Origin of the sequence: Salegentibacter sp. UBA1130, assembly GCF_002311535.1 — a bacterium.
GTDB classification, from domain to species: domain Bacteria; phylum Bacteroidota; class Bacteroidia; order Flavobacteriales; family Flavobacteriaceae; genus Salegentibacter; species Salegentibacter agarivorans.
In genome coordinates this window covers 54,699-80,031 of sequence record NZ_DCAP01000007.1, presented here as the reverse complement: position 1 = coordinate 80,031, position 25,333 = coordinate 54,699, and the positions used below count along the sequence as shown (strand labels likewise).

Genomic DNA, 25,333 nt, shown 5'->3' with positions numbered 1-25,333 from the left:
CAGTTTATTTGGGGGTCTAATCAGCTTAGATTCTGAAACGAGTTCAGAATGACGCCCCTTACCAGAGAAAAGTTAGAATAATAAGCTCTTAGACTTCAAACTATAAAATAAAAAATGGCTGTTTGAAAATTATATCAAACAGCCATTTTTATATAAAATTTAATTCAAAATTATACGTGTAGCGCACGATTATCGGTTGCGGCAAGAGCGGCTTCCTTAACGGCTTCAGCATAAGTTGGATGTGCGTGGCTCATCCTAGCGATATCTTCGGCAGAAGCACGGTATTCCATTGCGGTTACAGCTTCAGCAATAAGATCGGCAGTACGAGCACCAATCATATGCACGCCTAAAACCTCATCGGTTTTTTCATCGGCTAGAATTTTTACAAATCCGTCTGTATCTCCACTAGCTCTGGAACGTCCCAGAGCACGCATTGGGAATTTTCCTTCTTTATACTTTATTCCTTCTTCTTTAAGTTCTTCTTCGGTCTTCCCTACCGCAGCAACTTCTGGCCAGGTATAAACAACACCCGGAATTAGGTTATAATCTATATGCGGTTTTTGTCCGGCGATAGTTTCAGCAACAAAAGTTCCTTCTTCTTCGGCTTTATGAGCCAGCATCGCACCACGAACAACATCTCCAATGGCGTAAATATTATCTACATTGGTTTGTAAATGCTCGTTTACCTCTATCATTCCTTTATCGGTCACTTTAACCCCGGCAGCATCGGCATTTAACCCATCTGTAAAAGGTTTACGACCTACAGAAACTAAGCAGTAGTCTCCTTTAAATTCTACTTCCTTATCTTTCTTATCGTCAGCTTTAATAATGATCTCGTCTCCTTTACGCTCTACCGATTTCACTTTGGTAGAAGTATGGAATTTTACGCCTTGCTTCTTCAGTACCTTTTGAAGTTCTTTAGAAAGTGCGCTATCCATTGTAGGTATAATTCGGTCTAAAAATTCTACCACAGTAACCTCAGCTCCCAGACGGCGATAAACCTGACCTAATTCCAGGCCGATCACTCCGCCGCCAATCACTATCATGTGCTTGGGGATTTCCTTAAGCTTTAAAGCTTCGGTAGAAGTGATAATTCTTTCTTTATCAAGTTCGATAAACGGAAGGTTAGCCGGTTTTGAACCTGTAGCTATAATGGTTTTCGCAGCTTCAATGGTTTCGGTTTCACCATCGGTTTTCTCAATATTGATGTGGGTTTTATCTTTAAAAGAGCCTACACCTTCAAAAACATCAATTTTATTTTTATCCATCAGGAACTTTACTCCGTCGCAAGTTTGACTTACCACCGAAGATTTACGTTCCATCATTTTTTCAAGATTAACTTTTACTTCTCCCGGAATTTCAATTCCGTGTTCTTCAAAATGTTTTACCGCATCGTGATAATGATGTGAAGAATCCAGCAAAGCTTTACTTGGAATACAACCTACATTAAGGCAGGTTCCACCCAAGGTTGAATATTTTTCTATGATAGCAGTTTTCATTCCCAGTTGCGCGCAGCGTATAGCGGCCACATATCCTCCGGGGCCCGAACCTATAACTGCAACATCATATTTAGTCATAATTCTATATTTTATGTTGATTTTTTGACAAAGTAAACACAAAAGTACAACTATTCAGGGCAATGACCAATGCTCATAAAATTATGATTTAGGCTTTAACATAAACTGTTTTCTTATTAACAAACTCCATCATTCCTTCTTTTGCAAGCTCTCTGCCATACCCAGATCTTTTGGTTCCGCCAAAGGGAAGCCTGGGATCAGATTTTACCAGTTCATTTACAAAGTATGCGCCATCACTTACGCTACCAGCCATTTCCATAGCTTTTTCTAAGTTTTTAGTAAAAACCGTTGTCCCCAAACCAAACTTTGATTTTTCTGAAAGTTCAAAAGCTTCTTCTATGCTACTTGCTTTAATAATAGCTGCAAGTGGGCCAAATGTTTCTTCGTCAAAAGCAGCCATTCCCGGCTTTACATTTCCAAGGATAGTTGGTTGGTGAAAACAGTTATCCTGTTCACCGCCAAGTAGCAACTCAGCTCCCTCTTCTAAAGACCTTTTGACCTGGCTTTGAAGTTGATCTGCCAAATCTTTCCTCGCCAGCGTACCAACCTGCGTAGCATCTTCCATAGTGTCTCCGGATTGTAACTCGCTTACTGCAGCCTTAAATTTGGAAACAAATTCATCGTAAATTCCTTCCAGAAGAATAAAACGTTTCGCTGCGATGCAGCTTTGTCCGCAGTTTAACATCCTGGCAGAAACCGCTGTTTTAACAGCGCGTTCAATATCAGCATCTTCCCAAACAATAAAGGAATTATTTCCTCCCAACTCCAGTAAACTTTTTTTAATATATTTTCCCGAAAGCTGTGCTACTGCAGATCCTGCAGCTTCACTACCTGTTAAAGTAACAGCCTGCACAGCCTCGTGGGCAATAATCAATTCGGTTTGATCGTGATGTACAATTAAATTCTGAAAAACACTTTTTGGATAGCCTGCTTTTTCAAAAACTTCTTCGATCTTTATAGCACAGCCAAAAACATTAGGAGCGTGTTTTAAAACCCCGGTATTACCGGCAGTAAGAGTTGGTGCGGCAAACCTAAAAACCTGCCAGAATGGAAAATTCCAGGGCATAATCGCAAAAACACTACCCAAGGGATCGTGCCTTACATAACTATGAGTTGCATCTGTTTTTATTTCTTCCTGCTGAAGAAAATCTGAAGCATTTTCGGCATAATAATCACAAACCCAGGCGCATTTATTAACCTCAGATCTAGATTCAGAAATTGGTTTTCCCATTTCCCGGGTAATCATACGCGCATATTCTTCTACATTATCCCTTAAAACCTGTCCGGCTTTTTTTAAAAGGTCGGTTCGGTAAGAAAGTGATGTTTTCTTCCATTCTTTAAAAGCTTTTCCAGAATTATTTAAAACCTCTATGGTTTCCCCTTCCTTCTGAGCCGTATACTTTCCAACTTGTTCCCCATTGTAGGGGTTTGTGCTATAAAATTCCATTGTATTTTATTTTTTATGGAGTATTAAATTAAAATTACTCCGAAGAATTTTTAACTAAAAAACCTGGTGAAATAAATAGGAGATATCCTTTATTTATAGCACCAGGTCCTTAAGAAAATTATTTAACAGAAATACCTAACTCCTCCAGGATTGGGCGTAACCTGTTCCCATTTTACTCCAGAAACCGGCTACTGCCTGCCAGGATACTTCTCCTTTATTAATTATTTTTTCTCTTAATTTTTCAAGATCTCGCTCATTTGTTGATGGGTGAGCCTTAGCCATAGCATTAACCATAATTTCGGTAACAGTTTCCTGCCAATCTACATTTTCGGCGAATTGCTCCTCAAATGGATCTTCTACCGTTTGGGCTACATCTACCGCATCCTGGTTCCACCATTCAGTTGCAACCTGAGCCGGTTCGTAATTTATCAGCTTATAAACTTCCTTAAAGTTTTCAAAACTTTGTTGAACCGACATTTCAGGCCAGCGAAGTTCTACTTTCCCCTCTAAAGGCCTATAAACCGAGGTAAATAAAGTTCCAAAACCTTCCTTAAACTTTGTGTTATAAAGTGGAGTTTTTAGAAAAGCATCAGCCACCTTCGTCGAATTCACGCCTTTCTCTGACAACAATTTATTCAGAAAAGATGACCGCTCCCGGGTTTTATTAAAGGCCGCATTTTCCGGCCAGTCTATTGTTCCCTGGTGGTTTGTGGTAAAAGCCGCATCAGTAACCCGTGGTGTCTTATCTGGTGCCAGTTGTACGGTTTTAAATTTTCCGGTTTTGTCCACTACGGTTACGTTATATGACATATGTGAAGGAATCCTGATTAAAGCTGCAACAGCTTCATCAACATCACTGCAAAATTCTAGAACATAACGCAAAATAAACGGAATACCGAAACCTACTCCTACCTCTTTTCTACCTCCAAAAGTGAGCGAAATGGCCAGGCCGTCTTCATTCATTCCGTCTACAACCCCAATAAGAAAATCGCTGGTAGCAATTACTTTTTTGCCATTCCAGGAGGTTAGCAATTGAGTTCCCTCCATAAGATCTGGATGAAAATCGTAATTTCTAACCAACTGAATATCACTTCCCGTTGTAACCGCCTGTGAGCAGCCACTTATATAAGCAGGAGGCTGAAAGCCTGTTAAAAATCTTGAGGCTACCTTATCGTCTTTCGCTAATTTGCATAAGCGCTGATAAGTAGGCCACATCTCTGGCATATACTTTTTAAGTGCTTCCTGTGAGGTTTTAAGATCTGGATAATTTGTTGTTCCTTTTGATTTAAGCCAACTTTTATAAGCGGACCAGTGAGTATTATATAATTTTTGCCATTTGGAACCCGGTTTTCCGAGTTCTGAAATAGCATTAAAATGTAACTGCATTTAGAATGGTTTTTAAATAATATTGATTTATTACTGTGGCAAAGTAGTTTTATTTCCTTTTACTCTCACAAAATCTCACCTATTATTTAGTTAAAGTTCCTGATAATTTTCGCTTTTTCTTGTCTTCTACCATTTCAGAAGTGTATTGTGCTCTAATAGCTTTAATCCAGTGTTTAGCCCTGTTATTGAGCCTAAAATCATCGGTCATCATACGCCCGCGGCTTACCAGAATTCCCATATCTGCACCTTCATATAAATAATCTCCTTTTCGGGTTATTCGTAAGAAAAACGCTTCATTTTCATTTTCCACTGCCCTACGGTGAGTATCCATCCTGTCAAACTGAATATGGCCGGTATCATACATTCTGTAAATACCAGAGTTTGGTGCATTTGTCACATATTCTATGGTATCTTCGGTATGCTTTATAATAAGCTGGCTCCAGCTATCTATATTTTCCTGGCGGGCCCAACGGTTGTTTATAGCTTCTATATCAAGATCATAATCAATATCCATCCATTCCAGAATATGAAAAACGAATAATGGTGCATCTGCCAGGGCAAATACCGCGTGATTGGTTATAGAACTTGCTCCTGTTACCCGTGGATTTAGTTCTCCTAAATAGATCTCTCCATTATCCTGATCTATTAAGAAATCTAGTTCAAAATAGCCTTTATAACCTTCTTCCCTTAATTGATTTCCGAATAACTGGGTATATTCTATCGCTTTATCTCTTAACTCGGGCGTAAAAGCATTTGGATAAATCTCGTTACCACACCAACCACCTTCATATGGAGTAAGGTCTTTAAAGCCTACTAGTTCTGTCATAAGCGGAGCTACGATTGTTCCATGCCTGGTTACACAAGCTTCTATAGCAGAACCACGGCAACGAATACGCTTCATTACCTTTACTTCTTCTTCTTTTTCAATTTCTTCAGCGTGTTTTTGGTATTCTTCCTCATTAGAAATAAAGAAAGTAGTATGGCCGGAATCTCCAAAAGGGGTCTGGATAACCAACTCGTTTCCAAGGTGCTTAGAAACCTCTCTTAAATGTTCATAATTATCTACTTTTGTCAACACATAAGGCACACAAGCCACTCCGGCTTTTTCTGCAATACGGTTGGTATTTACTTTATTATCTAGGAAAGTTCGCATTTCGGCTTTTGGAAACATAATTTCCAAACCGAGTTTTTCTGCAAGTTCCTCGGTTTTTTCATTAAACATAAGGAACATCGCTTTCCCTGCCCTTCCATCTACAGATCGTGTTTTTAGATAATCCTGAACTTCGGGATGTTGTAATAAATAGTTATTTATGTCCTCTATTCCTTCAAAATCATCGTGAGGAATTTCGGTTTTAGGAGAAAAAACATTAGGATGAAGACCATCAAAACATTCGATATGGCATATAAATTTGAATCCTTTAATCCACTCATCGGCACCTAAAAGATTAAAATTTGTGGCGCTTATGAAATATAAAGGTTCTTCGTTTTTGTGAAAAGATCTTCGAATATCTGAAACTCCCTCCAGCGCATTCTTACTTTTATACTGTCTTGGAGCATTGGTAGCTAATTTTTTACCAGTAGCCTTAGTGCCTCCTACTTCTTTTTTTGTGGTGGTAGTAGTTTTAGGCTTTTTAGCACTCGAAGTTTTAGCAGTTTTTTTCTTTTTTGCAGAAGAAGAACCTGGTGCTTTACCTTGCTGCGCCGTAGAATCTAAAGGCACAGATTTTTTTCCTTTTAATGGTTTTTCTTCGGTAACCTTTAATTTTCGGTCTTTTTTCGCGCTACGTTCCGGGGAAACCGGTTCTTTTTCAGGCGTTGTTTTTTTTGTATTTGTTCCTTCCTTTTTATTGGAAGATTTTGGTTTCTTTGATTCCATAATTTTAATTTTTTAAGTTAGTGATCTTTTTCTTCGAATTGTTCCCCATAGAGCCCATAGAACTCACTGTTTTTTGACGATTTAGCACATTATCCTTAAAAATTCTTAGGCCGAGATCTGCCCGGTAGCCGTGAATTTCAGAAACATCTAGTGCAGTAAGAAATCTTATTATTTCCTTACTTACTACCTGACCGGGAACAAGTACCGGAAATCCCGGCGGATAAGGAATTATAAAAGAGGAAGCTACCAGGATCCGGTTTTCTTCCATTGCCGGTAAGCAATCGGTAAGCGGCATATATTCATAATTCTCTTCGTTGTAAGCGAGAAAAAATGCCTCTCTAATATTACCGCCCGGAACTCCAGGAACGGCCTGAAATGAATGATGGAAATAACTAAAATCTGGTAAGGGTGGGAAATCTTCAGTTAAAGATTTAATTCTATCCCTGCGATTATTCCCCTCTTTCTGGCTAAGGGTTTTGAATTCCTGGTCCAGCTCATCGGCTATTTTCAAAAGTGCATTAGTTAAATAAGTTACACTCCCTCGTGTAGTTCCAATATTCGTCATAAACAAAACCGTATTTCTGGAAGTTTTATTAATCTGAATATTGAATTTATCCATCAAGTATCTATTCTTAAAAGTATCTCCGTCTACACCGGTTCTACCAATGTGTAGGGTAATTTTGGTTGGATCTAAAACAAACTCATCCTGTTCCCAGGCGGTTTCCATCCTATTCCAACCTTCCTTTGAATTATAATATTCCTTTATGCCCGATTTACGGTGTTGTTTCGGAATAAAATTGCCTATTGTTAAAACATCAAAATATTTCTTCAATTTAGGATGATCATTCACCTTGGCCCTTAACACCATAGCCAGCTCTATGCTTTTTTCTACCAGCTCATAACCTTCAAATTGCACCTGTCTTCTTCCAACATCTAATGAAGCGAGCATCTGATAATTAGGAGAAGTTGAAGTGTGTGTCATGTAGGCTTCCATAAAAGTATTCTCGCTTTTTTTACGGAAATCTTCGTCCCAAATATGAATCATAGAACCCTGCCTGAAGCTACTAAGCGTCTTATGTGTACTCTGCGTAGAATAAACCCTGATTCGCACTTCATCTGGATTTGGGAGGCTTGGAATTTCATTCTTTTTAAGGTTTTTAATATGCGCATTGTATTCTTCCCTGTAACTATCGCTTTGGTATTTATTAAATAATTTTTGCGCAACAAACATTCCGGTTCTTTGCTTATAATTATAGGTAAAACCAGCAAATGCAAACCAGGCTTCATCCCATAGAAAGATCATATCTGGTTTAATGGCCAGAACTTCCTGCATAACTTTTTCAACATTGTAAACGAGTCCGTCAAAAGTGCAATTGGTTAACAACAGCATTTTCACCAAACTTAACCTTCCTGCTTTTTTTAACTGAAGTAATTTTTCTTTTATCTGTTTTAGCGGTACTGCACCATACATAGAATATTCTTCAATAGGATAAGAATCCAGATAAACAGGATAAGCTCCTGCTAACACTAATCCATAATGATGCGATTTATGGCAATCCCGGTCTATTAAAATCACATCTCCAGGTTTAACCAGGGCCTGCACTACTATTTTATTGGCGGTAGAAGTACCATTGGTTACAAAATATGTATTTCTGGAACCATAGGCATCGCTGGCCTTTTGCTGCGCTTTTTTAAGCGAACCGGTTGGTTGCAATAAAGAATCTAAACCTCCCGTGGTAGAAGAAGTTTCTGCCAGGAACATATTTCGACCGTAAAAATTTCCAAAATCGTTGATCCATCTTGACTTAAAAACCGAATTTCCCCGCGAAATAGGCATTGCGTGAAAAATTCCGGTTGGCTTTTTACTGTAATCTTTTAAAGCTGAAAAAAACGGTGTTTCATAGCGCTCGCTTATTCCTCTAATTACGGTAAGGTGTAATTCCTGTAAATCTTCAGTTCTATAAAAAATCCTTCTGAAGGTTTTTAAAGTGCTATCTTTTAAATTACCTAAAGCCGTATCAGTAACATAATAGGTATCCAGTTCTGGCCTGAATTTTTTTACCATAGTTCCTAAAATCGGACCTAACTCTGTAGGCGGTTTAGAACCATATTTCAATTTTAAAATATTCTGTATAAAAGGTTTAATTACCGGAGTAATCTTTTTAGAATGGTAGGGAGGCGCATAACGAATTACAACCGCCTGAATATTAAAATTAAACTGAAGCGCAATTAAAGCATCTTCAAAAGAACGCTGTACTACAATCCCATATGCAAACTGCTCGTTAGAAAGTCGCATTTCTTTAAGATCATGCCTCAGTTTATTTTCTTCTGCTTGAGAAATATCTTCAACAAACATGACTTCAAAATAATTTTTCCTGGCAACTTCGGTATATTCTCCTTTATCTGTAAGGTCTGCTCCTGGATCTTCATCTTCCAAAAAATCTGGATTACTTCTATACCGGTCACTTACCAGGTTCTTTGTGATTTCAGCAATTTTATGGGAAGCCGCGGTATGTTCCTGTCTATCTAACATTTCGCGCAGAGTATCTATACAGGATAAACCCGGAAATGCGAAAAAGCATTCTACACCCTCCAATTCCTTGAGTAGTTGCCGAAGATTTTTCTTATGTTTTTTTTCATCTTCTGATCCTCGAGGGGAAGAATGAAGTTTAGTCGACTCACTTTTTAAGGTGTTCCAGGATTCTACTCTACATTGAGCGATATTATAATAATGTGCACTATCTAATTTTTTCTCTGGCATAATTATTCTTTTGAATGTAAAGCGAGTTTATTCCCTTCAGAATCTATAAAAATGGCGAAATAACCCGATTCAGGATTAATCAGGGTTTTGGTCATCACAATTCTTCCTCCGGCTCCTTCAACTCTATTTAAAATACGGTTTAGATCTTTGCCGGCATTGAGATAAAGCAAGGGCCCTATTATTCCCGGAATAGAATTTGGACCTGTAACAATGGCCCCTCCAATTCCCTTTTCTGCCGGGAAAAATGCCATCGCATAATTTCCGTCAAATTGAGTTTCCATATCCATATTAAAAATACGGTTATAAAAATCTACCGCTTGCTGGAAATTAATTGCAGGAATTTCAAACCAACTAATAAAATCTTTAAGCGTTTCTTCCTGTTTTTCCTTTTTCTTCTTTTGTGATGTTCCTCCCATAGTTCCTGTTTTTTAATTATGCTCCAAAACCTTTATATCCTGTAGGATTTTCAGGTGGTTCATATTCGTGTTCTTTCATTTTTAACTTGGCAAGATTATCTAATCTCGTAGGTTTAATAAGTGGCCCCAGCGAATTGAGATAAGGCAATTGAGTTCCTTTTTGATAAATATTGAAATCACCTATATGATCTCTAAAGCTTTTTAATGGTTGTCCCAAACGTAAAACTCCGAGTTCCCGACTTCTTCTTACCCTGTTAATATTAAGCTCTAACGGAAAAATTTCCTCATTGCCTTCGGCCTGATAAATAACACGTCCATCTGGTCCACAAACCAATGATCTTCCATTACCACCAGACTCCAGCCCGTTTACGTCAAAAAAGTAACACTGATTCACCGCGGCCATAGCCCTTACAATTGATAATTCTATATCCCTGTCTATAGTACCGGTCATGGTGGGGTGTAAAATTACTTCGGCTCCCATTACTGCGAGGGTACGCACAGTTTCAGGAAACCACATATCGTAACAAATAGATATCCCAAATTTTGCCACTCCCGGGACGTCAAAAACGCAGAAACCAGAACCGGGAGTTACTCCTACTTCGTAAGGGTAAAAAGGAAACATTTTTCGGTAACGTGTAACAATTTCTCCCTGAGGGTTTATTACTGTTGCGGTATTATAAATTTTACCTTCACTTTTTTCGAATATTGAACCCGGTAATAACCAAACCCCGTGCTTTTTAGCTGCGGCCTGCATCTCCTTTTCAAAATCTCCCGGTATTTCCTGTGCATTATGAGTTAAAGGGCCGTAGCCACATAATTCACTAAAAACTACCATATCTACCCAGGGGTAAAGGCTCATGGTAATATCAAGTTTCAACTTCATCATCTCAACATTTGAGGCGACTGCCGAAACTTTCATCTGTATTCCTGCTATTGCAAATGGATTCATATATTTTTATTTCTTATTACCCGTAGAAAATATTTTCACGGGTTTTATGTATTTAGTTTATTATCAAACAACTACTAATTAATTTAATTCAAAAAATGAGCACAACAGTGTCACTGTATCTTCTTTTTAGAAAATTCAGTTTGAAAAAATTAGGTATGCTTTTTTATTTGATTTTCAAGAATATCCAGAGCACTATTTAATTGTTCATCGGTGATTACGAGAGGGCATAATATTCTTATTACATTTTTAAAGGTACCTGCACTTATAAGTATTAAACCCTCTTCTGCGCATCCTTTTACGATTTTAGCACAAAGTTCTGTATGGGGTTTTCCAGGGTCGTTATCCTGAATAAATTCTATTCCAATCATAGCACCTAAACCTCGTACATCGCCAATTTCAGGACATTCTTTCCTGAAATTTTCCATTCTTTCAGTAATGAGCTTACCTATATAGAGTGCTCGCTCGTTTAGGTTTTCATCTTTCATCAATTGAATAGTGGCAAGGGCGGCTGCACAACAAACGGGGCTCCCAATATAAGTGCCACCAATGGTTCCCGGTTCAGCAGCATCCATAATTTCAGCCCTTCCAAGAACAGCGGCAATAGGAAGCCCGGAGCCCATAGATTTTGCATAAGTGCTAATATCTGGTTGTACGCCGTAATGCTGCCAGCTGGCCCAATGGCCTGTACGGCAAAAACCACTTTGAATTTCATCAAAAATTAATAAAACTCCATGTTCATCACAAAAGGAACGCAAGCCTTCCAGGTATTTCTGCGGAATTGGATTAAACCCACCTTCTCCCTGAATTGGCTCAACAATAATAGCAGCAACGCTATTTATATCTACCATACTATGGGCGCTTTCCTTAAGTCTCTTTAACTCTGTCTCTACAAACTCCTCCATACTTTGGGTACCGTGATATTTGTAAAAATTGGGAAAGGGAATTCGGTAAACTTCCGGAGCAAATGGCCCCGAAGAAAATTTGTAGTTCACTTTACTGGTTAGACTCATTCCCATAAGCGTACGTCCGTGGTATGCCTCGGTAAAACAAATTACCGCGGGTCTTTTTGTGGCCTGCCGGGCAATTTTAATGGCATTTTCTACGGCTTCTGCGCCCGTGCTAATAAGCATAGCTTTGGTTTTCTCTCCATGCGGAAGAATTTCAGCCAGTTCTTCACAGAGTTGAATATAAGGCTCATAGGTCACCACGTTAAAACTGGTATGTAAGTACTTTTCAGCCTGTTCCTGTATAGCTTTCACAACAGGTTCGGGACAATGGCCTGCGTTTACCACACCAATCCCCCCGGCAAAATCTATATGTTCTTTTCCGTCTACATCGGTAATTATTGCACCTTTTGCCTTTTTAACTGTGGCTGTATTGAAAACACCAACTCCGTTGGCGACAATGTTTTTTCTCCTGTCAAGGAGCTGCTGAGATTTAGTTTGCTCTTCAGTCATAAAATATTTGGTTGTTCAGTTGAATGGTTAATCTAAAACATACAAAAAGCGAGAAGGAATAAATAAAAGCCCCACTTTTTTTCGATGCTTGTTAATATACAATATTATTTTCTTATTTCATATGGCTTTCTTACTGAAAACCAATTAGAAAGAGCTTCTAACACTGATATTTGGAGAGAAAAACTGAAGAATTATTAAATGAAAACAGAAGCTAAAAAAATCTTATATTTTACTAATATTCAATAATTTATAGATTTCAAGAATGTACTTCTTAAAGTAAAAATAAAGACTATTCAATTAAAATTTACTTCCTGTAAACTATTTTAAATATTTTGTGATCTTATTGTTATTTTTAATAACACTTTAACTTAAATACTATAAAGGTATAGCTGTAGTGCTTTTCACCGGACTTATTATAAAAGTACTTTGAGTACTACCAATGTGATCTAAATTAGTGAGTTTGGTAACCATAAATTCACGGTAAGCTTCCATATCTTTTACAATAACTTTCAAGATATAATCATATTCGCCACTTACGTGATAGCATTCCAAAACCTCAGTAAGTTTTGTGACCTCACTTTCAAATTTTGTTAAATAAGACCGGGAATGCTGAATAAGTTTTATCTGGCAAAAAACCATAAAATTCTTTTCCACTTTATCTGGCGAAACAAGTGCCACATATTTAGAAATCACCCCTTCCCGTTCCAGGCGTTTAATTCTTTCAAAAACCGCAGTAACCGAAAGTTTCAACTTGTTAGAAATCTCTTTATTAGTCATTTTACTATCCTGCTGAAGATGTTTTAAGATTTGGAGATCTTTTTGATCTAATTTCATAAAGAAAATTTTTCTACGCTTAATTACTAAAATAAGTATTTACTGATTATAAATCTAATAAATATCCCATATATAGTTTTATTTACTGAATTAAATCGCACCTATTGATTTTAATTCTATTAGTCTGTAATTTTGAGAGAACTATAAATTTGATAAAGATGAAATATAAACCTGCAGATAATATCCAGGACCTTCAGTATTTTGGCGAATTTGGAGGAGTAAATCCTTCAATTTCCGATTCTTCTATTTACACTTTTCTTTCGGCAAAAACCATGTTCGATACGTTTGAAGGAAACTCAGAGGGTTGCTACCTTTATTCCAGGCATTCTTCCCCTTCAAATTTATATTTGGGTGAAGCCCTTGCCGCAATGGAAGGTACCGAAACCGCAAATGTAGCCGCCAGTGGGATGGGCGCTATCACTTCTACCCTGCTTCAACTGTGCCAGGCCGGCGATCATATTGTTTCCAGCCGAACGGTTTACGGAGGAACTTATGCGTTTATGAAGAATTTTATTCCGAAATTTAATATCAAAACCTCTTTTGCAGATATTACAAATCTTAAAAGCATTGAAGCTGCCATCACCAAAAATACTAAAGTGCTTTACTGCGAATCGGTAAGTAATCCGCTTTTAGAAGTTGCAGATCTTGAAGCTTTAGCAAAAATCGCAAAAAAGCATCAGCTCACCTTTGTGGTAGATAATACGTTTTCACCACTTTCTATTAGTCCGAAAGAATTGGGAGCCGATGTGGTAATCCATAGCCTAACTAAATTCATTAATGGCAGCAGCGATACGGTTGGTGGCGTTACCTGCGGAAGTCAGGATTTTATTAACGCGCTTCGCAGTGTTAACGATGGTGCTAATATGTTACTTGGCCCAACAATGGATAGCATGCGAGCGGCTTCGGTTTTAAAGAACCTAAGAACACTGCATATTAGGATAAAGCAACACAGTCATAATGCCATGTTTTTGGCTAAAAAATTCCAGGAAGACGGCTTAAGAACGGTTTACCCCGGATTAAAAACGCATCCCGGCCACGAAACTTTTAAAAAGATGATGAATGAAGATTACGGTTTTGGTGGTTTATTAACCGTAGATGTAGGTAGCCTGGATAAAGCCAACGCGTTAATGGAACTAATGCAGGAAAAAAACCTGGGTTACCTTGCCGTAAGTTTAGGTTTTTACAAAACCCTGTTTAGCGCACCCGGAAGCTCTACATCTTCTGAAATCCCAATCGAAGAGCAGGAAGAAATGGGCCTAAGCAACGGACTTATTCGTTTTTCTATTGGTTTGGATAATGATATAGAACGAACTTATAAAATAATGAAATCCTGTATGGCTGAAGTGGGCATAATGGATGAGGAGATAGTTTAATAAAGAAGAAAGTCCGAAAATAAAATCGTTAAAGGGTGATAATATTTTCGGACTTTCTCTTTTTTGTATATTCACAAAAAATAAAACTTTGAAAAAACTACTACTCTCCCTATTCCTCCTATTTTTTAGCCTCAGTGCGTTTGCACAAACTCAAAATGAAGTTCGGCTTTATTTCGGGTTTACCAACAGCGATTTATTAAGAAGTGAAGAAATTACCGGAGGCGGAAGCGCTGACATTGAAAACTCATATGAATTCGGCTTCAGATATTTACTTTCTGTAACCGATAACCTTTCCCTGGAAACCGGACTAAATTACTGGCGGGGAGATGTATTGATAACATCAGCCCCAATGCCGGAACAAACTACGCGCTCTGAGGAATTGCAAACCACTTCTATTCCTATTTTTGCTAATTATAATTTCCTGGATTATTTCTTTGTAAATGGAGGCCCTGTAATGGATTTTCAAGGCTCAGAAAGTGAATCTGTAGATCCGCAGGCGGGAATTGGTGTTGGTTTTGGATTAGGCGCCCAATATGCGTTTAATAATTTCAATTTTTATGTGAATCCTAATTTTAGAAGGTATGCGGTAATTCCTTTTGAAGAAAAAAATTTCCACCAAAAACTTACCACCTTTGGAATTCAACTTGGAGTTGGATATAAATTTTAATCAATTTTATAGTTTTATAGAAAACTTGCTCATTTTCCTGTAAAATCGTAAAATTACAGGCGAATAGAAAAATCTGATTAAAATAAATTCAACCGAAAACCTTTTTTGATAAGGTTTTCTACATATACTTCAAGCTTTAATGGAAAACCAAGACCCGTCTCAAACCAAACAAATTCCTACCAATAAAGAACTCGGTATTTGGCCTGCATTAATTCCTGTTTTTGCGCTTATCGCAATGCTGGCCTTTAATGTATTTGTTTTTGGGGACGATTCATTAAGCGGTTCCAACCAGTTTGTCTTGTTACTTGGAGGTGCTGTTGCAGCTATTGTTGGGTATTTTAATAATGTGGAATACGATAAAATGATAGATGAGGTTGCCGGTAATATTCAAAGTACGGCCGGGGCAATTCTTATTCTATTAATGGTGGGTGCTTTGGCGGGGACCTGGCTTATTTCAGGAATTATTCCCACCATGATTTACTACGGATTACAAATTTTAAATCCTACGATCTTTCTCGCCGCGTGTGTCATTATTTGTGCTGTGATCTCAGTCGCGACAGGAAGTAGCTGGACAACTTCAGCCACCGTAGGTATCGCCTTAATAGGAATTGCGGAAGCTTTAGGAATTTCGGTAGGGATGACAGCGGGAGCAATTCTTTCCGGGGCTTATTTTGGAGATAAATTGTCACCTTTAAGCGATACTACCAACCTTGCACCGGCAATGGCTGGAACCGATTTGTTTACGCATATTAGATATATGACCCTTACCACCGTTCCCACGGTCACCATAACACTAATTATTTTTGTGATTATTGGATTGAATTTAGATACTTCGGGAACTACAGATACTTCTGCTATTCTTGCATCCATAGAAAATTCTTTTAGAATATCCCCCTGGTTATTTTTAGTACCCATAATTGTAATTGCATTAATAGTAAAAAAGACTTCCCCTTTAATCGCTTTATTACTGGGCACGCTACTTGGTGCTGCCGCTGCCTTATTTTTTCAACCTGAAATTGTAGCGCAAATCGCAGGTACCACAAACCTGGATTTTGTTAGTGGCTACCGGGGCGTTATGCAGGCAATTACTGTAGAAACTGCAGTTGAAACCGATAATGAAAACTTAAACGATTTGTTTTCTGCCGGCGGAATGGCGGGAATGTTAGGTACGATTTGGCTAATTATTTGCGCTATGGTTTTTGGCGGAATTATGGAAGCTATTGGTGCACTGGCCAGAATTAGCAAGGCTCTATTAAATTTATTCCATACCACCTTTGGTTTATTCGCCAGTACGGTATTTAGCTGTCTGGCTTTAAACGCTACTGCTTCAGATCAATATTTAGCGATTGTAGTTCCGGGAAAAATGTTTGCCAAAGCTTACCGCGATAAAGGTCTTGCTCCAGAAAATTTGAGTAGAGCTTTAGAAGACTCGGGAACGGTTACTTCAGTATTAATTCCGTGGAATACATGCGGGGCGTATCACAGTGGTGTTTTGGGTGTACCAACCCTTAGTTATGCGGGCTATGCTTTCTTCAATTATTTGAGTCCGTTTATGACCCTGCTTTTTGCTGCTTTTAGCATAAAAATCAAAGAATTAAGCGAATCTCCTAAAACTCAAACTGCTTAAAACCCCTGTTTTTACTGGTAAAACAATTCCTAAATAAAACCTCTCTATTTAGTTTCGCAATAGCAATAAGCAAAATCTATTATTGTATAGTATTTTAAAATTTCAATAACTTTTTTAAGGGGAAACTTTCCTTAAATTTGCACAAGAATTACAATGTAAGTTAAACCAATAAAAAACAGAATTAATATGTCATTAGTAGGAAAAAAATTTCCAAATTTAAGCGTAAACGCAATGGATGAAATGGGTGATACCTTTCAACTAAATATTTTGGAAGAAGCACAGAAAAACAAGAAAAAAGTATTGTTATTCTGGTACCCTAAAGATTTCACCTTTGTTTGCCCTACAGAATTACACGCTTTCCAGAAAGCTGCTGAAGAATTTGAAAAAAGAAATGTAATGGTAGTTGGAGCTTCTTGTGATACTCCAGAAGTACATTTTGCCTGGTTAAATACTCCAAAAGATAATGGAGGAATTGAAGGCGTTAAATATCCAATCCTTGCAGATTCTAACAGAAACCTAAGTTCACGTCTTGGAATTCTTGATATTACCGGAGAATCTTATGATGAAGAAACCGGGGATGTTACTCTAGAAGGAGACAACGTAACATACCGTGCTACTTACCTTATTGATGAAGAAGGTAAAATCTTCCACGAAGGAGTAAACGATATGCCACTTGGTAGAAATGTAGCAGAATTCTTAAGACTTGTAGATGCTTACACTCACGTACAGGAAAAAGGTGAGGTTTGTCCTGCAAACTGGGAAGAAGGTAAAGACGCAATGAACGCCGATAGAGACGGAGTTGCTTCTTACCTAAGCTTAAACTAAGAAAAAAAGGGAAAGAGATTGTTATGATAAAAGAATTAGAACAGGATAATTTAAACGAAATAGTTTCAGATAACGAAACCGTTGTGGTACAATATATGGCCGGATGGTGCGGTAACTGCCGATTAATGAAGCCTAAATTCAAGAAATTAGCTTCAGAAAATGAGAACGCAACGTTCTTATTGGTAGATGCCGAGAAATATCCGGAATCCAGAAAACTGGCAAATGTAGATAACCTACCAACTTTTGCCACTTTTAAAAACGGAAGTTTCGTAAACCAGGTACAAACTAACAAATTTGAACCTCTAAAAGACCTAGTAAATGAAGTTACCAGTAATTAAACATTTAGCACGTGAGAACGAGGCTCAAAAACTGGAACATACCATAGAAGTCCTTGAAAGCTATTCTGAACATCGTTCGGTAAAAGACGAGGAAATGGATGTGATAGGCGAATTGATCTCGAACTTATGCGGAGCTGTGGAAGTAAAGCATTCTATAGATGGAGGTACTCCAGAAAAAGATGCCTGTAACAACTTTATGCAAAAAGTAGTTGGCTCTATAGACCGTTAGAAATCGCGTTTTGATTATAATTTAAAAAGGGCTGTCTTATATTAAGGCAGCCCTTTGTTTTTATGATAATTTTAGTAAATCCCTAAAACAGATGTTCTAAATTTATCAATCCAATTTAATAGAAAACATCCATGTCGCAAATAACATTAAAAGGTGAAAAAATTAACACCTATGGTAACCTTCCAGAAAAAGGAGAGAGAGCACCCCATTTCGCCCTCATTAAATCAGATCTTAGCACCGCAACCTTAAACGATTTTAAAGGAAAGCGTGTAATTCTTAATATTTTTCCAAGTATAGACACAGGGGTTTGTGCAACTTCAGTTAGAAAATTTAACGAGAGAGCTACAGAACTTGATAATACCGTTGTACTTTGTATTTCCCGCGATTTACCATTCGCTCAAAAGCGTTTTGTGAACGATGAAGGTTTAGAAAACATAATTAACCTATCAGATTTTAGAGATAGAAACTTTGGAAAAGATTACGGTCTTGAAATTATGGATGGCCCTTTTGAAGCTTTACTTTCTCGAGTAGTAATTGTTTTAGATGAAAACGGCAATGTAATCCACAGCCAGCAAGTTCCCGAAATTGGCGAAGAACCAGATTACCTGGCTGCTCTTAAAACCCTGTTATAATGCGGGATAGTTTCCTCGGAAAAAGAATTAGAGGAGGCGGCTATGCCATTAAAGGTGCCTGGTTGCTACTAAAACACGAGCAGAGCATACAAGTGCAATTTGTGCTCGCAATAATTATGTGTATTGCCGGTTATTTCTTTGATATTAGTAAAACCGAATGGATGTTTCAGTTTGTAGCTATAGGCCTGGTGATGACTGCCGAAGGACTAAATTCAGGTCTTGAAGCAATGGCAGACTTTGTGCATCCAGATTTTCATAGTAAAATTGGTCATATCAAAGATATTGCCGCTGGCGCAGTATTTATCGCTGCAGTAACTGCGGTAATTATTGGTGCGTTTATTTACTTTCCTTATATTTTTTAAAATATTCTTCAGTAGCTTTCAGAATCCAAGGCTTTTAGATGCTGAATGATTTTCCGCTATATTTCTCAAAAAATAATTGCTTAGATTTGAACGTTTAAGCATACAAAACAGCACCCCATAAACTGAAAGCAATTTTCTTTATTTTAGACGGGGCTAATTTGTATTTTTGCTCAAAATCCTACAAATCATCTATGGCCAAAAAGAAAACCAGGACTAAAACAAGCACCGGGAAAAAGTCGACTAAATTTTCCTTTAAACTTAACCGGCAACAAAAGGTAGTTTTAGGCAGTTTCTTAATGTTATTTGGCCTCGCTTTAAGTGTTGCATTTATTTCGTTTTTATTCAATTGGCAGGTAGACCAAAGCACGCTTGGCGAATTCTCAAATCGTGAAGTAGAAACCAAAAACTGGTTAAGCAAATTTGGCGCTTCAGTTAGTGACTTTTTTATGTACAAAGGATTTGGCGTTGCCGCTTTTATCTTTTCAATTTTAGTAAGCTACAGCGGATTTCATCTTTTTCTTGGTGTAAAATCTACAAAACTAAGGGAATCCTGGTTTTGGGGTATTTTAATAATGCTTTGGCTGGCTATTTTCTTCGGTTTTTTCGCTGCAGAAAATCCGCTGCTGGGTGGCCGAATTGGCTTTGAAATGAACGATTTCCTTCAGGATTACCTAGGTTTCTTCGGAACAATATTATTGATGTTGTTCTTATTTATAGCTTACCTAACTTTAAGATTAAACCTTACGCCTGAATTAATAGGAAGCTTTCTGAAATCTAAAAAAGATAGCCTTAATAAAGAATTTAAGTCTAATGATGAAGAAATTTCAGCAACAGAAGAAGAAACCGACTGGAAAGAAAAATCAATCCCAAAAACCGATAAACCAGCTGAAAAATCTTCAGCAGAAATAAAACTGGATACCACGCCTCCAACACAAGAAAAAACTGCACCTACTCCAAAACCTAAACCGGTTGAGCCTGAAGAGGTAGAAATGGAAGTAGAAACAGCCCAGGAAGAAGAGTTGGATGAAGATAAAATTAGCAATAAAATTGTAAAAGATTTTGGGGAATTTGACCCCACTTTAGAACTAAGTAATTATAAATTCCCAACCCTGGAGTTGCTTCAGGAATATGGTGGTGGTATTACAGTAGACCAGGAAGAGCTGGAAGAGCATAAAAACCGTATTGTAGATACGCTTAAAAATTACAAAATTGAGATCGCTCAAATTAAGGCTACGGTTGGCCCAACCGTAACTTTATACGAAATTGTCCCGGAAGCCGGAATTAGAATCTCAAAAATTAAAAACCTGGAAGACGATATTGCGCTTTCCCTTTCAGCATTGGGTATTCGTATTATTGCGCCAATTCCCGGGAAAGGGACTATTGGTATTGAAGTTCCTAATAAAAACGCAACCATTGTTTCTATGCGTTCGGTAATTGCTTCGCCAAAATTCCAAAATGCTGAAATGGAATTACCAATGGCCCTGGGCAAAACTATTTCTAACGAGACTTTCGTGGTAGATCTCGCAAAAATGCCGCATATGCTTATGGCCGGGGCAACAGGTCAGGGTAAATCGGTTGGATTAAATGCCATTCTAACTTCTCTACTCTATAGCAAACATCCTGCTGAAGTAAAATTTGTGCTGGTAGATCCTAAAAAAGTAGAACTTACACTTTTCAATAAAATTGAAAGACATTATCTGGCAAAACTCCCAGATTCAGGAGATGCAATTATTACCGATAATACTAAGGTTATAAATACCCTGAATTCTTTATGTATTGAAATGGATAATCGTTACGAATTGCTTAAAGACGCGATGGTTCGTAATATTAAAGAATACAACGTAAAATTTAAAGCCAGAAAATTAAATCCCGAAAACGGCCATAAATTCCTTCCATACATTGTATTGGTAGTAGATGAATTTGCCGATTTAATAATGACCGCCGGGAAAGAAGTAGAAACCCCAATTGCCCGTTTAGCACAGTTGGCCCGTGCCATTGGGATTCATTTAATAATTGCAACTCAAAGACCATCGGTAAACGTAATTACCGGGATTATAAAAGCAAACTTCCCGGCAAGGATTGCTTTTAGGGTAACTTCAAAAATAGATTCCAGGACGATTTTAGATGGCCAGGGCGCAGATCAACTAATTGGGCGTGGAGATATGCTTTTTACCCAGGGTAATGAGCTTAAGCGTCTACAATGTGCTTTTGTAGACACCCCTGAAGTGGATAAAATAACCGAATTTATTGGTTCGCAAAAGGCTTATCCCGAAGCGCACCAACTTCCTGCCTACGAAGCTGACGATAGTGGCACAGGTGTTGATATAGATGTAAGCGAAAGAGATAAACTCTTTAGAGAAGCTGCCGAGGTGATCGTTACGGCTCAACAAGGCTCTGCTTCTTTGCTGCAACGTAAACTAAAATTAGGGTACAATCGCGCCGGTAGGATTATAGATCAATTAGAAGCAGCCGGCATTGTAGGACCTTTTGAAGGAAGTAAAGCCCGACAGGTTTTAGTGACAGATCTTGCAGCTTTAGATCAATTATTAAACGAAGAATAATACACCTAATTACTAAGATGAAAAATTTAATTTTAATTACGCTCGCTGTTTTCACCCTGAGCTTAAGCGCCCAGAATTCTCAAAAAGCTGAAAACCTTTTAAAAGAAGTTTCTTCTAAAGTTAAAAGCTATGACAATATGGTGATAGATTTTAAATACACCCTACAAAATAATGCAGCGAATGTTAACCAGGAAACCCGTGGGGATGTAAGTATTGCAGGAGAAAAATATGTACTAAATTTAATGGGAACTACCCAAATGTTTGATGGAGAGAAAATTTATACCATTATTCCTGAAGACGAAGAGATAAATATTTCTACCTACGTTGAAGAGGAAGAAAATAATATCACTCCGTCAAAAATGTTCACTTTTTATGAAGAAGGTTACAATTATGAAATGGACGCCGCTCAAAATTTGAATGGTCGTAAAATTCAGTATGTAAAATTAACTCCAAAAGACAGTGATGCCGAGGTTAAGAATATCCTGTTGGGAATAGACAGTCAAACCAAGCATATTTATAATCTTATTCAAACCCAGGATAATAACACCAAAATAACTATTACCGTAAAAAGCTTTAAAACTGACCAGGAACTGGCACAAAACCTTTTTACCTTTGAAGAAGATCGTTACGAAGATTTTTACATCAATAGATTAGATTAAATTGAAAATATTAGACCGGTACATACTCACCAGTTACCTAAAAACGTTTTTTACAGTTTTTATTATCCTAATGTTCATCTTTGTACTCCAAACCATTTGGCTGTACATAGGTGAACTAGCCGGGAAAGATTTGGATACTGAAATTATTCTTAAATTCCTTCTCTATTTCTCTCCCAAACTGGTGCCACTGGTTTTACCGCTTACTATTCTGCTTACTTCCATAATGACTTTTGGTAATTTTGCCGAAAATTATGAGTTTGCGGCAATGAAATCTTCGGGGATTTCACTTCAAAGAGCTATGCGTAGCTTAACTTTATTCATTCTTTTAGTAAGTGTTACTGCATTCTTTTTTGCTAATAATGTTATTCCCGCCGCAGAATATAAATCTATAAACCTTAGGAAAAATATTGCCAAATTAAAACCCGCAATGGCCATTACCGAAGGGGTTTTTAACGATTTGGGGACCATAAATATTAAAGTAGACGATAAAAGCGGCGATAACGGCCAGTATCTAACCGATGTTATTATCCATAAAAAAACTGCCCGCAGCGGAAACTTTACCGTAATGAAGGCCAAAGAAGGCGAATTAATGGGCAGTACAGATTCCGAGGTACTTTCTCTCATTTTAAAAGACGGTAATTATTACGATGAAATTCAACCTTCAGATTATTCTAAAAGAAGGAATAAACCTTTTGCAAAGAGTTATTTTGAAGAATATACCATAAACCTGGATCTTTCAGATTTTAATAATGTAGACCTGGAAGATGAGAGTTACAGTAACACCCAGGGAATGCTTAATATTTCTGAACTTAAGCAAAGTATAGATTCATTTTCTACCGCTCATAACGAAAAGAAAAGAAATCTTAGCGAAAATATGTACCGGCGAACAGATTTTGATAAAATTGAAGTAAATCTTAATCCTTCAGATTCTATAAAAGAAATAGAAAATACCATTCTGGAAGAGTACGATACCTACCAGGCTATTCAAATTGTTAATCTTTCCCTTGGGTCTATCAATGGCGCACTTTCTCATTTAAATATTAAAAAATCTGAGTTAAAAAATTCTACTAAACAAATCAACAAATTTGAAATAGCCCTACACGAAAAATACGTGCTGGCCGCTGCCTGTATTATCTTATTTTTTGTGGGTGCACCTTTAGGCGCTATAATTAGAAAAGGCGGGATGGGATTACCTATGGTGGTTGCTGTTCTACTTTTTCTTACCTACCACTTTATTGGCATATTTGCTAAAAACAGCGCCGAAGATGGTAGTGTTAGTCCGTTTTTGGCCACCTGGCTTTCTACTTTAATTATGTTACCATTAGGAATTTATCTCACCTACAGGGCGACTACAGATCAGGGCCTTTTTGCTTTTGATAATATTACCGAACCTATACGTAAAGCTCTTAAAAAAGCTGGTATTATTAAGCCGAAAAGAAAAATAGATTAAATATCTTTGCAGCCCAAAATAACACATAACATGGCTCAGGAAACCACTACCCAAACTCCGCTTAAACTTCACAGCATTCAGGAAGCAATAGACGATATTCGTGAAGGCAAGGTTGTTATTGTGGTAGATGATGAAGACAGGGAAAATGAAGGAGATTTTGTTGCCGCCGCAGAAAAAGTGACTCCGGAAATGATCAATTTTATGGCTACTCACGGCCGCGGACTCATTTGTGCACCAATTACCGAAGAACGTTGTAAAAACCTGAAACTGGAAATGATGGTAAGCAACAATACCGATCCTATGGAAACCGGTTTTACCATCTCGGTAGATTTACGCGGTAAGGGTGTTACCACAGGAATTTCAGCTTCAGACAGGGCTAAAACCATTCAGTCTTTAATAGATCCTGAAACCAAACCTATAGACCTTAACCGTCCCGGGCATATTTTTCCGCTTAAAGCTAAAGAAGGTGGCGTATTACGAAGAACCGGACATACCGAAGCTGCTATAGATTTTGCCAGGCTAGCCGGTTTTGAACCTGCAGGAGTTATTGTAGAAATAATGAATGAAGATGGTTCTATGGCCAGGCTCCCTCAATTAATGGAAGTTGCCCAGAAATTCGATCTTAAAATTGTTTCTATTGAAGCCCTTGTTGCTTACAGAATGCAACACGATTCTTTAATTGAAAAGAAAGAAGATTTTGATCTCGATACCCGTTTTGGGAAATTTAGATTACGGGCTTATCGCCAAACTACAAATAATCAGGTTCATTTAGCACTTACCAAAGGTAGCTGGAAAAACGATGAAGAAATTCTGGTTAGGGTAAACTCTACGCTAATTAATAACGATATTCTTGGAACATTAACCAATGATGCCGACAAGAAATTGGATAATATGTTTAGGGCAATAAACGAGGAAGGCCGCGGTGCAATTGTTTTTATAAATCCTGCCCTACAATCTTTAAATTTATTACCACGACTTGCAGAGCTAAAAGAACGCCAGAAAAAAGGCGAAGTTAAAGCTCCGCCTATTAATATGGATAATAAAGATTTTGGAATTGGTGCACAGATTCTACACGATCTGGAAATTCATAAAATCAAGTTGCTTTCTAACTCTCAACAAACCAAACGTGTTGGGATGATTGGCTACGGACTTGAAATTACCCGGTACGTAAATTATTAATTTACTTCAATAATCACATCATCTAAAGGTCTTCGCACCTTTTTAAATTCAGAAAACATATCGTCTTCTGCACGGTAACCTACCGGTAAAACCAGAACCGATCTTAAATTGCGTTCGCCTAAATTTAAGAGCTCATCATATTTATCGGGTTCAAAACCTTCCATTGGGCAAGCATCAATTTCTTCGGTAGCACAAACGGTTAACAGTGTCCCCAAAGTTAAGTAAGCCTGATTTAGTGCCCAGGCGTGCACTTCTTCTTCGGCTTTAGACTCAAAACTATTTACCAAAGATTTTTTAAAAGGATCTAAAATATCATCTGGAGTTTCGCGTATGTGTTTTACCCTTTTAAAGTATTTTTCAATAAAATTCTTATCAACTTTCTTTTCAATACAAATCACTAAAACGTGAGACGCAGTGTTTAACTGTTGTTGCTCCCAGGAAGCAGTTTTTAATTGCTCCTGCAATTCTTTATTGCGCACCACAACCATTTTTAAAGGTTGTAAGCCATAAGAGGTAGCAGTTAAATTAAAGGCTTCTTTAAGAATGTTTATTTTCTCTATAGAGAGAATTTTTTGCGGATCGAACTTTTTAGTGGCATAACGCCATTGTAAAGCTTTTATATTGCTCATGTTTCAAGTATTCTTTTAAGACTTTCAAAGGTAATCAATCACTTTTTTATGCATAAAGTTTCCTCAATAAATTAAACAAATAAGTAAACTATAATTCTT

The 25,333-nt window shown here is 37.6% G+C and carries 22 protein-coding genes; 12 read left to right on the top strand and 10 right to left on the bottom strand.

Features of this window, described 5'->3' with window-relative positions:
- Positions 1 to 170: 170 nt before the first annotated feature.
- The 9 genes from lpdA to B4F31_RS02360 form a co-directional block, all read right to left on the bottom strand.
- Positions 171 to 1,577 (bottom strand): dihydrolipoyl dehydrogenase, encoded by a 1,407-nt coding sequence (lpdA, locus tag B4F31_RS02400; RefSeq protein ID WP_093304897.1) that lies wholly within the window; start codon positions 1,575 to 1,577, stop codon positions 171 to 173.
- Between the two features lie 88 nt (positions 1,578 to 1,665).
- On the bottom strand, positions 1,666 to 3,024 hold the full coding sequence (locus tag B4F31_RS02395; protein ID WP_093304899.1) for an NAD-dependent succinate-semialdehyde dehydrogenase: 1,359 nt from the start codon (positions 3,022 to 3,024) through the stop codon (positions 1,666 to 1,668).
- Between the two features lie 135 nt (positions 3,025 to 3,159).
- Positions 3,160 to 4,410, bottom strand: coding sequence for a C45 family autoproteolytic acyltransferase/hydolase (locus B4F31_RS02390; RefSeq protein ID WP_286760522.1), 1,251 nt, complete (start codon positions 4,408 to 4,410; stop codon positions 3,160 to 3,162).
- Between the two features lie 82 nt (positions 4,411 to 4,492).
- The gene (locus B4F31_RS02385; protein WP_093304902.1) at positions 4,493 to 6,286 is read right to left on the bottom strand and encodes a biotin carboxylase; all 1,794 of its coding nucleotides are present in this window, start codon (positions 6,284 to 6,286) and stop codon (positions 4,493 to 4,495) included.
- Positions 6,287 to 6,290: 4 nt separating this feature from the next.
- Positions 6,291 to 9,047 carry an aminotransferase class I/II-fold pyridoxal phosphate-dependent enzyme gene (locus B4F31_RS02380; protein ID WP_286760521.1) on the bottom strand — a complete coding sequence of 919 codons (2,757 nt, stop codon included), beginning with the start codon at positions 9,045 to 9,047 and terminating at the stop codon, positions 6,291 to 6,293.
- Between the two features lie 2 nt (positions 9,048 to 9,049).
- Positions 9,050 to 9,463 (bottom strand): VOC family protein, encoded by a 414-nt coding sequence (locus B4F31_RS02375; protein WP_093304906.1) that lies wholly within the window; start codon positions 9,461 to 9,463, stop codon positions 9,050 to 9,052.
- Positions 9,464 to 9,479: 16 nt separating this feature from the next.
- Positions 9,480 to 10,412, bottom strand: a complete 933-nt coding sequence (locus B4F31_RS02370; RefSeq protein ID WP_093304909.1) for a carbon-nitrogen hydrolase family protein — start codon at positions 10,410 to 10,412, stop codon at positions 9,480 to 9,482.
- Between the two features lie 149 nt (positions 10,413 to 10,561).
- Positions 10,562 to 11,869 carry a 4-aminobutyrate--2-oxoglutarate transaminase gene (gene gabT, locus B4F31_RS02365; protein WP_286760520.1) on the bottom strand — a complete coding sequence of 436 codons (1,308 nt, stop codon included), beginning with the start codon at positions 11,867 to 11,869 and terminating at the stop codon, positions 10,562 to 10,564.
- 375 nt (positions 11,870 to 12,244) lie between these two features.
- A complete protein-coding gene (locus tag B4F31_RS02360) occupies positions 12,245 to 12,703 on the bottom strand; it encodes an Lrp/AsnC family transcriptional regulator (RefSeq protein WP_093304914.1) in 459 nt (152 codons plus the stop codon).
- Between the two features lie 158 nt (positions 12,704 to 12,861).
- Between B4F31_RS02360 and B4F31_RS02355 the strand changes: the two genes are divergently transcribed.
- The 12 genes from B4F31_RS02355 (at position 12,862) to ribB (ending at position 24,605) form a co-directional block, all read left to right on the top strand.
- Positions 12,862 to 14,076, top strand: a complete 1,215-nt coding sequence (locus B4F31_RS02355) for an aminotransferase class I/II-fold pyridoxal phosphate-dependent enzyme (RefSeq protein WP_286760519.1) — start codon at positions 12,862 to 12,864, stop codon at positions 14,074 to 14,076.
- An 88-nt stretch (positions 14,077 to 14,164) separates the two neighbouring features.
- Positions 14,165 to 14,743, top strand: a complete 579-nt coding sequence (locus B4F31_RS02350; RefSeq protein ID WP_177195694.1) for an outer membrane beta-barrel protein — start codon at positions 14,165 to 14,167, stop codon at positions 14,741 to 14,743.
- A gap of 139 nt (positions 14,744 to 14,882) precedes the next feature.
- On the top strand, positions 14,883 to 16,370 hold the full coding sequence (nhaC, locus tag B4F31_RS02345) for a Na+/H+ antiporter NhaC (protein WP_093304922.1): 1,488 nt from the start codon (positions 14,883 to 14,885) through the stop codon (positions 16,368 to 16,370).
- Positions 16,371 to 16,556: 186 nt separating this feature from the next.
- The gene (locus B4F31_RS02340; protein WP_057480715.1) at positions 16,557 to 17,195 is read left to right on the top strand and encodes a peroxiredoxin; all 639 of its coding nucleotides are present in this window, start codon (positions 16,557 to 16,559) and stop codon (positions 17,193 to 17,195) included.
- Between the two features lie 23 nt (positions 17,196 to 17,218).
- A complete protein-coding gene (locus tag B4F31_RS02335; protein ID WP_075327297.1) occupies positions 17,219 to 17,533 on the top strand; it encodes a thioredoxin family protein in 315 nt (104 codons plus the stop codon).
- Positions 17,514 to 17,762, top strand: coding sequence for a DUF6952 family protein (locus tag B4F31_RS02330; protein ID WP_075327298.1), 249 nt, complete (start codon positions 17,514 to 17,516; stop codon positions 17,760 to 17,762). The genes B4F31_RS02335 and B4F31_RS02330 overlap by 20 nt, the downstream gene beginning before the upstream one ends.
- A 131-nt stretch (positions 17,763 to 17,893) precedes the next feature.
- Positions 17,894 to 18,394, top strand: coding sequence for a thiol peroxidase (gene tpx, locus B4F31_RS02325; protein WP_093304924.1), 501 nt, complete (start codon positions 17,894 to 17,896; stop codon positions 18,392 to 18,394).
- On the top strand, positions 18,394 to 18,756 hold the full coding sequence (locus B4F31_RS02320; protein WP_093304927.1) for a diacylglycerol kinase: 363 nt from the start codon (positions 18,394 to 18,396) through the stop codon (positions 18,754 to 18,756). The genes tpx and B4F31_RS02320 overlap by 1 nt, the downstream gene beginning before the upstream one ends.
- A gap of 191 nt (positions 18,757 to 18,947) precedes the next feature.
- A complete protein-coding gene (locus B4F31_RS02315; protein ID WP_075327301.1) occupies positions 18,948 to 21,317 on the top strand; it encodes a DNA translocase FtsK in 2,370 nt (789 codons plus the stop codon).
- A 17-nt stretch (positions 21,318 to 21,334) separates the two neighbouring features.
- A complete protein-coding gene (locus B4F31_RS02310) occupies positions 21,335 to 21,976 on the top strand; it encodes a LolA family protein (RefSeq protein ID WP_075327302.1) in 642 nt (213 codons plus the stop codon).
- 70 nt (positions 21,977 to 22,046) lie between these two features.
- Positions 22,047 to 23,426: an LptF/LptG family permease gene (locus B4F31_RS02305; RefSeq protein WP_232228843.1), complete on the top strand. Its 1,380-nt coding sequence runs from the start codon at positions 22,047 to 22,049 to the stop codon at positions 23,424 to 23,426.
- A gap of 30 nt (positions 23,427 to 23,456) precedes the next feature.
- Positions 23,457 to 24,605 carry a 3,4-dihydroxy-2-butanone-4-phosphate synthase gene (ribB, locus tag B4F31_RS02300; protein ID WP_093304929.1) on the top strand — a complete coding sequence of 383 codons (1,149 nt, stop codon included), beginning with the start codon at positions 23,457 to 23,459 and terminating at the stop codon, positions 24,603 to 24,605.
- Here ribB and B4F31_RS02295 read toward each other — a convergent pair.
- The gene (locus B4F31_RS02295) at positions 24,602 to 25,234 is read right to left on the bottom strand and encodes an NAD(P)H-dependent oxidoreductase (protein ID WP_075327305.1); all 633 of its coding nucleotides are present in this window, start codon (positions 25,232 to 25,234) and stop codon (positions 24,602 to 24,604) included. The two genes, ribB and B4F31_RS02295, sit on opposite strands and share 4 nt — an antisense overlap.
- Between the last annotated feature and the right edge of the window lie 99 nt (positions 25,235 to 25,333).

What these genes read in the sequence shown, in the direction of transcription:
- B4F31_RS02355 (WP_286760519.1), top strand. Translation starts at nt 12,862, where the DNA reads ATGAAATATAAACCTGCAGATAATATCCAGGACCTTCAGTATTTTGGC.
- B4F31_RS02370 (WP_093304909.1), bottom strand. Translation starts at nt 10,412, where the DNA reads ATGAATCCATTTGCAATAGCAGGAATACAGATGAAAGTTTCGGCAGTC.
- B4F31_RS02360 (WP_093304914.1), bottom strand. Translation starts at nt 12,703, where the DNA reads ATGAAATTAGATCAAAAAGATCTCCAAATCTTAAAACATCTTCAGCAG.
- B4F31_RS02340 (WP_057480715.1), top strand. Translation starts at nt 16,557, where the DNA reads ATGTCATTAGTAGGAAAAAAATTTCCAAATTTAAGCGTAAACGCAATG.
- B4F31_RS02380 (WP_286760521.1), bottom strand. Translation starts at nt 9,047, where the DNA reads ATGCCAGAGAAAAAATTAGATAGTGCACATTATTATAATATCGCTCAA.
- B4F31_RS02395 (WP_093304899.1), bottom strand. Translation starts at nt 3,024, where the DNA reads ATGGAATTTTATAGCACAAACCCCTACAATGGGGAACAAGTTGGAAAG.
- ribB (WP_093304929.1), top strand. Translation starts at nt 23,457, where the DNA reads ATGGCTCAGGAAACCACTACCCAAACTCCGCTTAAACTTCACAGCATT.
- B4F31_RS02335 (WP_075327297.1), top strand. Translation starts at nt 17,219, where the DNA reads ATGATAAAAGAATTAGAACAGGATAATTTAAACGAAATAGTTTCAGAT.
- gabT (WP_286760520.1), bottom strand. Translation starts at nt 11,869, where the DNA reads ATGACTGAAGAGCAAACTAAATCTCAGCAGCTCCTTGACAGGAGAAAA.
- B4F31_RS02310 (WP_075327302.1), top strand. Translation starts at nt 21,335, where the DNA reads ATGAAAAATTTAATTTTAATTACGCTCGCTGTTTTCACCCTGAGCTTA.
- tpx (WP_093304924.1), top strand. Translation starts at nt 17,894, where the DNA reads ATGTCGCAAATAACATTAAAAGGTGAAAAAATTAACACCTATGGTAAC.
- B4F31_RS02375 (WP_093304906.1), bottom strand. Translation starts at nt 9,463, where the DNA reads ATGGGAGGAACATCACAAAAGAAGAAAAAGGAAAAACAGGAAGAAACG.
- lpdA (WP_093304897.1), bottom strand. Translation starts at nt 1,577, where the DNA reads ATGACTAAATATGATGTTGCAGTTATAGGTTCGGGCCCCGGAGGATAT.
- B4F31_RS02295 (WP_075327305.1), bottom strand. Translation starts at nt 25,234, where the DNA reads ATGAGCAATATAAAAGCTTTACAATGGCGTTATGCCACTAAAAAGTTC.
- B4F31_RS02315 (WP_075327301.1), top strand. Translation starts at nt 18,948, where the DNA reads ATGGCCAAAAAGAAAACCAGGACTAAAACAAGCACCGGGAAAAAGTCG.
- B4F31_RS02330 (WP_075327298.1), top strand. Translation starts at nt 17,514, where the DNA reads ATGAAGTTACCAGTAATTAAACATTTAGCACGTGAGAACGAGGCTCAA.
- B4F31_RS02385 (WP_093304902.1), bottom strand. Translation starts at nt 6,286, where the DNA reads ATGGAATCAAAGAAACCAAAATCTTCCAATAAAAAGGAAGGAACAAAT.
- B4F31_RS02305 (WP_232228843.1), top strand. Translation starts at nt 22,047, where the DNA reads ATGTTCATCTTTGTACTCCAAACCATTTGGCTGTACATAGGTGAACTA.
- nhaC (WP_093304922.1), top strand. Translation starts at nt 14,883, where the DNA reads ATGGAAAACCAAGACCCGTCTCAAACCAAACAAATTCCTACCAATAAA.
- B4F31_RS02320 (WP_093304927.1), top strand. Translation starts at nt 18,394, where the DNA reads ATGCGGGATAGTTTCCTCGGAAAAAGAATTAGAGGAGGCGGCTATGCC.
- B4F31_RS02390 (WP_286760522.1), bottom strand. Translation starts at nt 4,410, where the DNA reads ATGCAGTTACATTTTAATGCTATTTCAGAACTCGGAAAACCGGGTTCC.